The 12,937-nt window shown below is 50.0% G+C and carries 10 protein-coding genes; all 10 read left to right on the forward strand.

The genetic code is table 11. The features are described from left to right. The first annotated feature begins 94 nt into the window (after positions 1-94). The 10 genes from GPK83_RS06555 to phoU all read left to right on the forward strand — a co-directional run bounded on the left by GPK83_RS06555 (position 95) and on the right by phoU (position 12,801). Entirely contained in the window at positions 95-1,057 is a 963-nt protein-coding gene (locus tag GPK83_RS06555; RefSeq protein ID WP_117551709.1) for a glycosyltransferase family 2 protein, read from the forward strand. Next, entirely contained in the window at positions 1,054-3,252 is a 2,199-nt protein-coding gene (locus GPK83_RS06560; RefSeq protein WP_117551708.1) for a glycosyltransferase family 2 protein, read from the forward strand. Before GPK83_RS06555 ends, GPK83_RS06560 begins: the two co-directional genes overlap by 4 nt. Beyond that, positions 3,249-4,235: a glycosyltransferase family 2 protein gene (locus GPK83_RS06565; protein ID WP_117551707.1), complete on the forward strand. Its 987-nt coding sequence runs from the start codon at positions 3,249-3,251 to the stop codon at positions 4,233-4,235. The genes GPK83_RS06560 and GPK83_RS06565 overlap by 4 nt, the downstream gene beginning before the upstream one ends. A 329-nt stretch (positions 4,236-4,564) precedes the next feature. Then, positions 4,565-5,983, forward strand: a complete 1,419-nt coding sequence (locus GPK83_RS06570; protein WP_215704323.1) for an undecaprenyl-phosphate glucose phosphotransferase — start codon at positions 4,565-4,567, stop codon at positions 5,981-5,983. Positions 5,984-5,999: 16 nt separating this feature from the next. Next, complete coding sequence (locus GPK83_RS06575) at positions 6,000-7,769, forward strand: LCP family protein (RefSeq protein WP_252196252.1); 1,770 nt, start codon at positions 6,000-6,002, stop codon at positions 7,767-7,769. 392 nt (positions 7,770-8,161) lie between these two features. Beyond that, a complete protein-coding gene (locus GPK83_RS06580) occupies positions 8,162-9,103 on the forward strand; it encodes a phosphate ABC transporter substrate-binding protein (protein WP_015553364.1) in 942 nt (313 codons plus the stop codon). Positions 9,104-9,413: 310 nt separating this feature from the next. Next, a complete protein-coding gene (gene pstC, locus GPK83_RS06585; RefSeq protein WP_118530007.1) occupies positions 9,414-10,397 on the forward strand; it encodes a phosphate ABC transporter permease subunit PstC in 984 nt (327 codons plus the stop codon). A 3-nt stretch (positions 10,398-10,400) separates the two neighbouring features. Next, positions 10,401-11,279 (forward strand): phosphate ABC transporter permease PstA, encoded by an 879-nt coding sequence (gene pstA, locus GPK83_RS06590; protein ID WP_117469213.1) that lies wholly within the window; start codon positions 10,401-10,403, stop codon positions 11,277-11,279. Between the two features lie 95 nt (positions 11,280-11,374). After that, the gene (gene pstB, locus GPK83_RS06595; protein ID WP_215704324.1) at positions 11,375-12,136 is read left to right on the forward strand and encodes a phosphate ABC transporter ATP-binding protein PstB; all 762 of its coding nucleotides are present in this window, start codon (positions 11,375-11,377) and stop codon (positions 12,134-12,136) included. Positions 12,137-12,138: 2 nt separating this feature from the next. Next, entirely contained in the window at positions 12,139-12,801 is a 663-nt protein-coding gene (gene phoU, locus GPK83_RS06600; protein ID WP_215704325.1) for a phosphate signaling complex protein PhoU, read from the forward strand. Positions 12,802-12,937: the final 136 nt, after the last annotated feature.

Here is a 12,937-nt window from a genome sequence, read left to right on the forward strand (position 1 = left end):
CAGCAGATCGGCGTCCGCCGCACTGCTGAAAGAAACTGAAAAAGGTGCCCGAAGGTACCGGTCAGGTAAAATTTAAGGAAGAAGAAAATATAACATGAAAAAAATCAGCGTTTTGATTCCATGCTATAACGAGGAGGAGAATGTCGTTCCGATCAGCGAAGCGGTCATCGGCATTATCACAAAAGAACTGCCTCAGTACGACTATGAGCTGGTCTTCATCGACAACGACTCCACCGATAAGACAAGAGAACTGCTCCGCATGCTCTGCGCGAAGAATCCGAAGATCAAGGCGATCTTCAACGCGAGAAACTTTGGACAGTTCAATTCTCCGTATTATGGAATCCTTCAGGTAACCGGTGACTGCGTGATCTCCATGGTGGCGGATTTCCAGGATCCGGTGGAACTGATTCCGAAGTATGTCCACGAGTGGGAGAATGGCTATAAGATCGTCATCGGAATCAAGACGAGCAGCAAAGAGAACCCGATTATGTACTGGCTCAGAAGCTGCTACTACAAACTGATCCGGAAATTATCTGATGTGGAGCAGATCGAGCACTTTACAGGCTCCGGACTCTACGACAGACAGTTTATCGAGGTCTTAAGAAACTTAAACGATCCGACCCCGTTCCTTCGCGGGATCGTTGCGGAGTTAGGCTTTAAGAGAAAAGAGATCCCGTACGAGCAGCCGAAGCGCCGCGCGGGAAAGACCCACAATAACTTCTATAAATTATATGACGCGGCGATGCTCAGCTTTACGTCCTACACAAAAGCGGGCCTGCGCCTGGCAACCTTTTTCGGCGCCTTCTGCGGCGGCGTGAGCTTTATCGTAGCAGTCATATATCTGATCATGAAACTCTTATATTGGGACCGCTTTATGGCAGGTATGGCACCGCTTCTCATCGGAATGTGCTTTCTTGGTTCTGTCCAGATCTTTTTTATCGGTCTGCTTGGCGAGTATATCATGAGCATCAATACCCGTGTGATGCACCGCCCGCTCGTTGTGGAGGAGGAGCGCATCAATTTTGATACACCGGCCGGTGCACAGGAGGAAGTATGAAGTACAGTGTTGAAGTGATGAGAGTCCGGGAGCAGACGATCCAGTTAAATGGCTGGGCTGTTGAGAGCAACCCGGATTCCGTGATCACCTACCGGGTCGAGGATGAAGCGGGACAGCCGGTGAAGGCAAAGATCGTTCCGACGAGAAGAGATGACGTGAGCCAGATCTATTATAAGAAGATCATCGACCGTGATCTCGGCTTTGATATCCGTTTTCCGTATGAACATGGAAAGAATTATTATCTTGTGATCTGCGGCGGGAAGAAGACGACCCGTGTGAAATACAGCGATATGGCGATCCGCAGGAAGACCGGAGCGGCAAATCGCAAGGTACAGAAGCTCATGAACCTTATGAACATGGAGACAGTCCATGTTGCCTGGGACTTCTTAAAGGAAAATGGCCTGAAGGCCCTGATCTTAAAATCCAAGCACAAGATCCAGGGAATTGACGACGATTACGACTACGCAGAGTGGTGGAATCTCACGAAACCGTCGGAGGAAGAACTGGAAGAGCAGAAGAAAAAGAAGTTCGATTATATGCCGAAATTTTCGATCGTGATCCCGGTCTATAAGACTCCGGAGAAATTCCTGAAGGAAATGCTGGACTCCATCGTGGAGCAGACTTACGCGAACTGGGAACTCTGTATCGCGGACGGCAGCCCGGCGGGTGAGAGTGTCGGGAATGTTTTAAAGAAATATGCGGAGAAAGATGCAAGAATCCGCTATCAGGTACTGGGGGAAAACCGCGGTATCTCCGGAAATACGAATGCCGCCCTTGAGATGGCAGAAGGTGATTTCATTGTTCTTGCGGATCATGATGACCGTCTGACACCGAACGCGCTCTTTGAGTGCGCGAAAAAACTGAATGAGAATGAAAACTGCGATGTCCTCTATTCCGATGAGGACAAGCTTGACATGGATGGGGATGAACTGTTCGACCCGCATTTCAAGCCGGATTTCAATCCGGACCTGTTGACGAGCGTCAACTATATCTGCCATCTGTTTGTGGTGAAAAAAGAACTGCTCGATAAAGTCGGCGGTTTCCGGCCGGAATATGACGGAGCCCAGGATTACGACTTTATTTTCCGCTGTACAGAGAATGCAAAGCAGATCTGCCATATCCCGAAGGTGCTCTATCACTGGCGCTGCCACCCAAATTCCACGGCAAGCAACCCGGAGAGCAAGCTTTATGCCTTCACAGCCGGTTCCCGTGCCATTATGGACCACTATAAGAGAGTGGGAATTGAGGCAGAAAAGGTAGAAAAGGGTGTGGATTACGGGATCTATCACACGACGTTTAAGATCAAGGATGCTCCGCTGGTATCTGTAATTATCCCAAACAAGGACCACACCGTGGATCTTGACAACTGTATTCGTCCGATGCTGACGGAGGGAACCTATAAGAATCTGGAGTTCGTCATCGTGGAGAACAACAGTACAGAGCAGGTGACCTGGGATTACTATGAAAAGATCCAGAAGGAATTCCCGAATGTGCATGTTGTCCGCTGGGAAAGAGAGTTCAACTATTCCGCGATCAACAACTTCGGCGTACAGCACGCAAAGGGCGAGTACCTTCTGTTTATGAACAACGATATCGAACTGATCGCAAAGAATTTTGTGGAAGAGATGCTTGGCTTTGTCCAGAGGGAGGACGTGGGGATCGCCGGAGCGAGACTGCTCTATGAGGATGACACGATCCAGCACGCCGGTGTTGTTATCGGTTTCGGCGGTATCGCCGGTCATACGTTTATCGGACTTCATAAATCCGAGAACAGCTATTTCAACCGCGCGATGTGTGCCCAGGATTACAGCGCGGTCACAGCGGCCTGCATGATGAGCAAGCGTTCCGTATTTGACGCTGTGGGGGGATTTACAGAAGAGCTCGCGGTGGCTTTCAATGATATTGATTACTGCATGAAGGTGAGAAAGCTCGGAAAACTTGTAGTATACGCGCCTTATGCGGTGCTTCACCACTATGAATCCAAGTCCCGCGGACTTGAGGACACACCGGAGAAGGTGGAGCGATTTAACCGTGAGATCGCCACCTTCGCGAAGCGCTGGCCGGAGATCCTGAGAGACGGAGATCCGTACTACAATCCGAACCTGACACTGAGAAAATCAAATTTTGCGCTGCGTGACCTGAAAAAGGAAAAAATCGGGGAACCATATAAACTGGAGGTACCGTTAGACGAATGAAGACAACGATCATAATTCCGAATTACAACGGACTTTCGTTTATGGAACTGTGCTTTGAGGCACTGGAAAAGCAGACGACAAAGGATTTCAAGATCCTGGTGGTGGACAACGGTTCCACGGACGGCAGCGTGGAGTGGCTGAAGGAGCGGGAGATCCCGTCGATCTTTCTTCCGGAAAACACTGGCTTTTCCGGTGCGGTAAACGTGGGGATCAGGGCGGCAGATACGCCTTATGTGATCTTATTAAATAATGATACAAAAGTGGCTCCCCACTACGTCGAAGCGTTGGAGAGGGCCATGGACCGGTCGGAGAAGATCTTTTCCGTCAGCAGCAAGATGATCCAGATGTACCATCCGGACCTCATGGACGATGCCGGAGACATGTACAGCGTCCTCGGCTGGGCGTTCCAGCGGGGCGTCGGGCGTCCGGAAAAGCTTTATAAAAAGAGCTGCCGCGTCTTTACGGCGTGTGCCGGTGCGGCAATCTACCGCCGGGAAGTGTTTGAGACCATCGGATACTTCGATGAGATGCATTTCGCCTACCTCGAGGATATCGATGTGGGATACCGGGCGAAGCTTTACGGATATGACAACGTATTCTGCCCGGAAGCTGTGGTGTACCATGTAGGCAGCGGGACAAGCGGATCGAAGTATAATTCCTTTAAGGTGAAGCTTGCCGCGAGGAATAATGTGTATCTGAATTACAAAAATATGCGCACCTGGCAGTTACTTTTAAATTCTCCGTGTCTTCTCGCGGGAACATTTGTAAAGTTCCTGTTTTTTAAAAAGATGGGATTCGGAAAAGACTATGTGTCCGGATTCCTTGAGGGGATCAGAACATTAAAGAACTGTAAACGCGTCCCTTCCTTTAAAGGAAGAATACAGCGGGAGATCGGGATCCAGCTTGAGCTGATCGCCGGAACCGCAGTCTATGTTTATGAGTTTTCCAGGAGACAGGCGGCGAAGCTTGGAGCGAAAGCCTGAGATTCTTCGCCGGACGCTGTGCGGCCGGCTCAGTGCGGATAGGCTGAACGGCTGCTTTTATGCAAAATAAACGAATAATTTACGGAAATCTCAGATTTTCTTAAGAAATCGTTTATATGCAAATGGGTAAATTTTATGTATACTATGTATGCATATTTTTTATGATGGCGGTACTATGTCCGGGGGGAGTGACTTGAGAAAGGCAGTCTGACGGGGCATGGTATAGTTGAAAATACCTGCCGGGGGAATTGGCTGGCGCGGCTGTGCATGCGCTGATCACGGAAAGAATTCTGACCGGCATGTTCCTTGGAAAACAGGGTGAAAATTATATGATCAAAGATAATCAGAAGAGCCTCAACCGTTTTCACGTTGTGCTTGACGCCTTCGTGACCGCATTCTCTTATCTGCTTGCATGGTTTATCGTAATCGGAAGCGGATGGGCGAACCTGCTCGGAAAACGGACACTTGAGGTCGGTTTTTATTTTGGCGCGCTCCTTGTCATTATTCCGGCGTATCTGCTTTTGTACTCCTTTTTTGGACTGTACACGCCGAAGCGTGTACTCGGACGCAGAAATGAATTCGGAAAGATATTCAAGGCAAACACGATCGGACTCCTTATTTTTGGTCTGATCCTGTACTTTGGAAGAAAAGAGCCGCATCTCTACAACTTCTCCCAGAGACTGGTCGTATATTTCTATGTGCTGAACGTGGCGTTTATGACCATTGAGCGGAATGGAATCCGGATCGTGCTTCGTTCCATGCGCTCAAAAGGATACAATCAGAAACATATCCTGTTAGTTGGCTATTCCTCCGCAGCGGAAGGGTTTATCGACCGGGTAAACAAGAATCCGGAATGGGGGTACACGATCCGCGGGATCATTGATGATACGAAGGAACGCGGAAGTGAGTATAAGGGAGTAAAGGTCATCGGCTGCATCGAGGACCTCGACTATATTTTAGAGCAGAACAGTCTCGATGAGATCGCCGTCACACTGAGCCTGAGCGAGTATGAAAAACTCCGCCATATCGTTGCTCTCTGTGAAAAATCCGGCGTGCACACGAAGTTTATCCCGGATTACGGGAACATTATCCCGACGATCCCGTATATGGAAGATCTCCAGGGCCTGCCGGTGATCCATATCCGCCGCGTTCCGTTGAATGATCCGATGAATGCGATGGTAAAGAGAGCCGTCGATATCGTGGGTGCGATCGTGGGGATCGTACTTTTCTCCCCGATCATGCTGATCGTGGCAGTGCTCATAAAGCTGACATCTCCGGGACCGATCATTTTTTGTCAGGAACGAGTCGGCCTTCACAACCGGTCGTTTAAAATGTATAAATTCCGTTCCATGACGGTTCAGGATCCGGGCAAGGAGAAGAGCCGCTGGACAACAAAGGGAGATGCCCGTGTAACTCTCATCGGAAAAATTATCCGCCGTACAAGCATCGACGAGGTGCCGCAGTTCTTTAATATCCTGATTGGTGATATGAGTCTTGTGGGTCCGAGACCGGAACGGCCATTTTTCGTTGAAAAATTTAAGGAAGAAATCCCGCGATATATGATCAAGCATCAGGTCCGTCCGGGCCTTACCGGCTGGGCGCAGGTGAATGGTTACCGTGGAGACACTTCGATCATTAAACGGATCGAGCATGATCTCTATTATATCGAGAACTGGACACTTGGTCTTGATTTCAAGATCATGTTCCTGACGGTTTTCAAGGGATTCATCAATAAAAACGCTTACTAAGACGAGGACAAATGACATGAATTATGAAGACGAATTAGACCGTTCCCGCGCCAGAAAGAGCAGACGGCGTGAGAGCGAGAGTGAGACGTCCGCAAAACGCCGCACTCACAGGACGGAAGATCTGTATTCTATGAGTGCTGACCCGGGAAGCCGTGCAGGCCGTGCCGCAGCAAAGAGCCATGGGGCAGCTTCCCACAATCACAGAAGACGGAAAAACGGAAACAAGAAGAAAAAGATCATCATCGGTGTTCTGATCGCCCTGATCGTTCTGGTCCTGGGTTTTGCCGCAGCGGTATACGGCTATATCCAGCACAACTTCGGAAAGATGAACGGACAGAATAATTTTGATATTGCGGACGTTCGGAATGAGAACATCTCTCTGGAAATGAGAGATAAGATGGAAAAAGGCTACTGGACCATTGCGGTATTTGGCCTGGACTCCCGTGACAATTCCACAGGAAAAGGCAACCAGTCCGATGTTATCATGATCGTGAACTTAAATCGTGAGACCGGAGAGATCAAGCTGGCATCCGTATTCCGCGACACTTACCTGAATGTGAGCGACAAGAACACATACAATAAGATCAACGCGGCATATGCGATGGGTGGTCCGGAACAGGCCGTAAAAGCCCTGAATAAGAATCTGGATCTCAACATCACCCACTATGTAGCGTTCAACTGGAAGGCAGTCGCAACAGCGATCAACATCCTCGGCGGTGTCGACATCGATATCAGTAAGTCCGAGTTCTACTACATCAACGCGTTCATCACAGAGACGGTAAAAGGTACCGGAATTGGTTCTGTACAGTTAAAGAAAGCAGGTGTGAACCATCTGGATGGCGTACAGGCCGTTGCCTATGGACGTCTTCGTCTGATGGACAGTGACTATGCGCGTACAGAGCGCCAGAGACTTGTAATCCAGAAGGCATTCGAGAAGGCGAAAAAGGCAGACTTTGCGACATTAAACAGCCTGATCGGCAATATGTCCGCGATGTGCGCGACAAATATCAATATGAATGATATCCTTCCGATGGCGAAGAATGTCACGAAATACCATCTCGGTGAGACGACCGGATTCCCGGCAGCCCGCGGAGAGCAGAAGATGAAGATCGGCAAGCTGAAATTGTCCTGTGTTATCCCGCAGACACTCGTGAGCAATGTTACAAGCCTTCACAAGTTCCTCTATGGTGAAGAGGACTACAAGCCATCCAGCACGGTCCAGACGATCAGCAATAAGATCGCTGAACTTACTGGACTGAATAAGGCTGGCAAGGAGATCGATCATGTAGCGACGGATCAGGGATATATCCCGAAGGGCGAGACGGAGGCCACGACACTTTCCGCTGAAGAGGAGAGTAAGCAGGAGAGTCAGGAAGAATCCCAGATGGAGTCCATGCTCGAAGAATCCAAGAAGGAATCTGAGAGCACGGGTGAAACTGAGACAGGACCGGACGGCAAGCCGATCGAAACTACATCAGGAGCTCATAACAGCGGCTATCTGCATGAGACGGAAACGGATGCCAACGGCAATGTGATCGCAAAACCGACCGAGAGCCATGCAGGAAGTCCGACGGACGAAGCAGAGACCTCCATGGAGGCATACAGACCGTCAAGTCCGCAGGATATGACAACGGAAGCCCCGATCGGCCCGGGATATGAGAAGTCGACGGCAGTTCCGGAAGCGACAACGAGTGCAGGTCCGGCAACCCCGACGGAAGGACAGAGTTCGGTAACAGTTCCGGGTGAAGGAAGTGTAGCGGCTGAAGGCCCGGCAGCCGGAATTTAAGAATAGAGGCCAGGCTCAAAGGTTATAAAGGAAATATAGGATATTAAGGATCAAGACGCATCGTCTGATTGATTTGGAAGAAATATTCCAGACTACCAGATGGTGCGTCTTTTTTTGCGTGCAGCGGGCCATATCCATACCTGTGCGATAACGGTACTACTGTGAAAAATCTCGACAAATGGCTGATTTTTTTGAATTCGCGGTAGTCCGGCACAGTGGAAAGGTTTTACCCGGCTATATTTTCAAACGAAAATCTGAATTTACAATTTACATAGATTATACAAAGTAGTTACCGAACCATGGTTTTTGGTTTCGGGGATTCGTGATAAAAATAATACTGTACAGAGAAAGAAAAAATAAAAACAAAGACCTTTGAGGAGGAGAAAAGAATTATGAAAACAAGAAAAGTAATGGCACTTGCAGGTGCAGGAGTATTAGCAGTCAGCATGATGACAGGATGCGGAAGCAGCAGTAGTACAGCAGCGACAACAACTGCGGCAGCAGCAGAGACAGCAAAAGAAGCAGCGACAACAGCAGCAGAGAAAAAAGCAGATCTTACAGGATCGATCACAGCGGCAGGTTCTTCCGCATTAAAACCGCTGGTTGACGATGCAGCAGACATGTTTATCGAGAAATACCCGGACGTTTCCATCACGATCGACGCAGGAGGATCCGGCGAGGGCTTAAAGCAGGTTTCCGAGGGAACCGTAAATATCGGTAACTCCGATGTTGAGGCCTCCGCAAAGCTTGACGAGACACAGGCAAAAGAGCTTGTTGATCATCAGGTATGCGTAGTCACAATGGCTCCAATCGTAAATAACGATGTAAAAGAAGGCGGCGTTGAGGAGCTTACAAAACAGCAGCTCATCGACATCTTCACAGGAAAGACAACAAACTGGAAAGAGGTTGGCGGACCGGATGAGAGCATTGTCCTTGTAACGAGACCGACATCTTCCGGTACAAGAGCAACCTTCCAGAAATACGCTCTCGACGGAAACGAGGAAGCTTCCAATACTTCCATGGAAACAGATGATTCCGGTGTTCTTCTTCAGAATGTAAAAGATACGAAGGGTGCGATCGGATATGTAGCACTTTCTTATCTGACAGGTGATGCGGGAGTTGCAACCGTAGCGATCGATGGCGCAGAGCCGACACTTGAAAATACATACGCTGGAAAATATCCGGTATGGACATTTGAGCATATGTACACAAAGGGTGAGCCGGACGAAGTTGTAAGCGCATTCCTTGACTACATCATGTCCGATGAGTACGGCGCAAAGATGGAATCCTTAGGATACGGCGTATCTTCCAAGATGACAAACACCGAACATTAATATAAATGTTCAGTAGGTCTGCGCGTTTACTGCGCTGACCGTAAGAAAACGTCGCCCGGAAGGCAGTCGATTTGGAATAGATTTTTGCTCGTAACTGTGAAGGTACTGAGCAGTTACGCATTAATCGAGAATGGGGCAGCAAAGCCATGAGCCGATGGCAGGATGCAGAGAGGACATGGACAGAGAGCTGCGAAACGGGCGGGGCAGAAAAATCTGACCCGCCCGATGCGGTATATGGACTTATTTCCAGCCGATAAAAGGCTGGCTGACCTGATAGAATTTGCTTCGAATATAGGAAGCAGGAGGACTTATGAAGAATGGTAAAGAAAAAAGCATGTTCGTCAGAGAATATCTGTGGCGGGATCTGATGACTGTCTGTGGACTGTTCGTAATTCTTCTGACGATCGTGATCGGCGCGTTCCTTGTATACAAGGGATCGTCCACATTCCTGGTTTACAGACATTCCTTCCTGGAATTCTTAGGATCTGCAGACTGGGCACCGGAGGACAATATGGCAGGCGGCGGCAGCATCGGTGCGCTGATCTTCATCGCTGGGTCGCTCTGCACCTGCGGCCTGGCGCTTCTCATCGCGACTCCGTTTTCTCTGGGATCAGCGATCTTCATCACGGAGATCTCCCCGGAGTTTGGCGAGAAATTCTACCGCCCGGTAGTCGAGATCTTCGCCGGGATCCCGTCTGTTGTCTATGGCTGGGTGGGACTTACGGTGCTTGTACCGGCGATCAAGATCTTGTTTGACCGTCAGGTGGGACATTCCATCTTGGCAGCAGGTCTGGTCTTAGCGGTCATGATCTTCCCGACGATCACAAGTGTTGCGGCGGATGCCCTTCACTCCGTACCGAAGGAATGCAGAATGGCGGCGTACGGACTCGGCTCTACCCGCTGGCAGACCATATACCGGATCGTAGTTCCGGCGGCAGCGCCTGGAATCATTTCCGGTGTGATCTTAGGTCTCGCGAGAGCCTTCGGTGAGGCCCTGGCAGTGGCCATGGTCATCGGACAGACCACAGCGCTTCCCACAAGCATTTTTTCAACGACAAAGACTCTGACCACCGAGATCGCGGCCCAGATGGGCAACGCCATGGAGGGCGGCGAGATGAAATCCGCACTCTGGACCATGGCACTGCTGTTATTTGCAATCTCCCTGTTCTTCATCTTCCTGATCCATCATGTGACAGCGGTAAAGCCGGAGAAAGAAGAAAAAACAAGCACTTCTGTGAAAACCAGCACGACCGCAGTGCCGGTAAAGCAGTTCGCAGCAAAGGGGGAAAATTAGACCATGGAAAGTAAGATCAGACGTTCGCGCGGTGTGGACCGCGTTATGACAGTCATTTTCTACCTGGTTGCGATCTTCTTCTTCGCTCTTCTGATCGGTTTTGCGGGCAAGGTCATCATCGGCGGTCTCATGGGGGCAAAGCCGGAGATGTTCCGCTTCGCGAGAAAAGGAAGCATCGGAAACCAGTTGTTCAACACGATCTATCTCGTATTTATCTCCCTGCTGGTATCCATCCCCCTCGGTGTCTGCGCCGGAATTTATCTGGCCATGTATGCGAAACAGGGAAAAATGACAAAGTTTCTGAGAATGTGTATCGAGACACTTTCTTCCCTTCCGTCCATCGTTGTGGGCCTGTTCGGATACCTGGTATTCCTCGTATTCTTCGGAATGGGAAAGAGCCTGATGGCGGGTGCACTCTCCGTATCGATCCTGACACTTCCGCTTATCACGACGACCACCGAGGATGCCATCAAGGGACTCCCGGCGGGATATTTTCAGGCGAGTTTAGGTCTTGGAGCGACAAAATGGCAGTCCATCTTCCATGTACTTCTCCCGGCATGTCTCCCGCGCATCATGACAGGCGTCATCCTGGCGGCGGGACGTGGATTCGGTGAGGCGGCAGCGCTCCTCTACACCACAGGATCCGGAAGCGACCTGCGCTGGGGCAACTGGAACCTGGCAACCCCGACCTGCCCCTTCAACCCGTTCCGCCCGGCAGAGACATTGTCGATCCAGATCTGGAACCTTCAGGTAAACGGTCAGGATAAGGCACTGGCGAACACCGCCTCCGCGGTCCTTATGATCCTGGTTCTGGCATTCAGCATCGGTGCGAATGTTTGGAGCCATCATCTGAAGAAAAAGAGCTCTGGCGAGGCAGCGTAAGAAATATTCGGAAAAGGACCTCAATGACGATTCTTGAGGAAGAAGTAATGAAACTCTGAGGATGGCATATGAGAGTTTTAGAGAGGAAAACATATATGACTGATATGAAACCGAAATTTGATATCGAAAAGCTGAATCTGCATTACGGCTCGTTCCATGCGCTTAAGGACATCAACATGCAGATCAGCGCCCATGAGATCACCGCGTTCATCGGACCGTCCGGCTGCGGAAAATCTACATTTTTAAAGACATTGAACCGGATGAACGATCTTGTGGAGAATGTAAAGATCGACGGAAAAGTGGAGCTTGACGGGCAGAACATCTTTAAGGATATGGACGCCATCACACTGCGCCACAAGGTCGGCATGGTATTCCAGCAGCCAAACCCGTTCCCGAAGAGTATTTACGACAACATCGCCTATGGCCCGAGGATCTTCGGGATCACGAGAAAGGCGGATCTCGACGAGATCGTTGAGAAAAGCCTGCGTCAGGCGGCGATCTGGGATGAGCTTAAGGACCGCTTAAATAAGAGTGCCCTGGGACTTTCCGGCGGACAGCAGCAGAGACTCTGCATCGCGAGAACCCTGGCGGTGGAGCCGGAGGTAATCTTGATGGATGAGCCGACCTCTGCCCTGGACCCGATCTCCACATCGAAGATCGAGGACCTGGCGATGGAATTAAAGGATAAATACACCATCGTGATCGTCACCCACAACATGCAGCAGGCGGCGCGTATCTCTGACAAGACAGCGTTCTTCCTGTTAGGTGAGGTCGTCGAGTACAATAATACAAGTGATCTGTTTGCGAACCCGAGGGACGAACGGACAGAAAGCTACATCACAGGGAGGTTTGGCTGATTATGAGAGACGCGTTTTTAAAGCAATTGGAAGAGCTGCATAAGATGCTGGCGGAGATGGGACTGCTCTGCGAGAAAATGATCGACGGGACTTACGAGGCACTGATGCACATGGACCGGGAGCAGGCGGCGAAGATCCTGCAAGACGATGCGAACGTGGACTTAAAGGAGAGAGATATCGAGAGCAAGTGCTTGAAGCTTCTCTTAGAGCAGCAGCCGGTGGCGAGTGACTTAAGAAAGATCTCTTCCGCATTAAAAATGATCACAGACCTGGAGCGTATCGGTGACCAGGCGGGCGATATCGCGGAGATCATCAAGACCACAGACCTCTTAGAGCCGGTAAAGGCGACAAGACTTGGCGAGATGGCAAAAGCCGTTGCGTCCATGGTCCGCGAGAGCATTGAGAGCTTCGCAAACGAGGACCTCAAGAAGACAAAGGAAGTCATCGCCTACGATGACGTGATCGACGATATGTTCTCCCAGGTAAAGAAAGAACTGGCAGACGGTATCTTAAACGGCGAGGCCACCCAGGAACAGATCCTGGACATCCTCATGATCGCCAAATACTACGAGCGCATCGGCGACCACGCCACAAATATCGCGGAGTGGGCAGAGTATGCGATCACTGGGGTACATAGGAACAGTGAGCTGGAAGAGCATCTGTAAAAAGAGAAAAATTCCGAAACTGGAATTAAAACTGAAAAATTGCTAAAAATGATCTGAAAATCGAGTAGGAGGCGGTGGCTAACCGCCGTCCTCTCACAGCACCGTACGTACCGTTCGGTATACGGCGCTTTCAATA

Source organism: Clostridium sp. MCC328, assembly GCF_018785465.1.
Lineage (GTDB): Bacteria > Bacillota > Clostridia > Lachnospirales > Lachnospiraceae > Pilosibacter > Pilosibacter fragilis.

Excerpts from the sequence above, each read along its gene's own strand:
- phoU (WP_215704325.1), top strand. The coding sequence starts at position 12,139 with ATGAGAGACGCGTTTTTAAAGCAATTGGAAGAGCTGCATAAGATGCTG.
- GPK83_RS06570 (WP_215704323.1), top strand. The coding sequence starts at position 4,565 with ATGATCAAAGATAATCAGAAGAGCCTCAACCGTTTTCACGTTGTGCTT.
- GPK83_RS06555 (WP_117551709.1), top strand. The coding sequence starts at position 95 with ATGAAAAAAATCAGCGTTTTGATTCCATGCTATAACGAGGAGGAGAAT.
- GPK83_RS06575 (WP_252196252.1), top strand. The coding sequence starts at position 6,000 with ATGAATTATGAAGACGAATTAGACCGTTCCCGCGCCAGAAAGAGCAGA.
- GPK83_RS06560 (WP_117551708.1), top strand. The coding sequence starts at position 1,054 with ATGAAGTACAGTGTTGAAGTGATGAGAGTCCGGGAGCAGACGATCCAG.
- GPK83_RS06565 (WP_117551707.1), top strand. The coding sequence starts at position 3,249 with ATGAAGACAACGATCATAATTCCGAATTACAACGGACTTTCGTTTATG.
- GPK83_RS06580 (WP_015553364.1), top strand. The coding sequence starts at position 8,162 with ATGAAAACAAGAAAAGTAATGGCACTTGCAGGTGCAGGAGTATTAGCA.
- pstB (WP_215704324.1), top strand. The coding sequence starts at position 11,375 with ATGACTGATATGAAACCGAAATTTGATATCGAAAAGCTGAATCTGCAT.
- pstA (WP_117469213.1), top strand. The coding sequence starts at position 10,401 with ATGGAAAGTAAGATCAGACGTTCGCGCGGTGTGGACCGCGTTATGACA.
- pstC (WP_118530007.1), top strand. The coding sequence starts at position 9,414 with ATGAAGAATGGTAAAGAAAAAAGCATGTTCGTCAGAGAATATCTGTGG.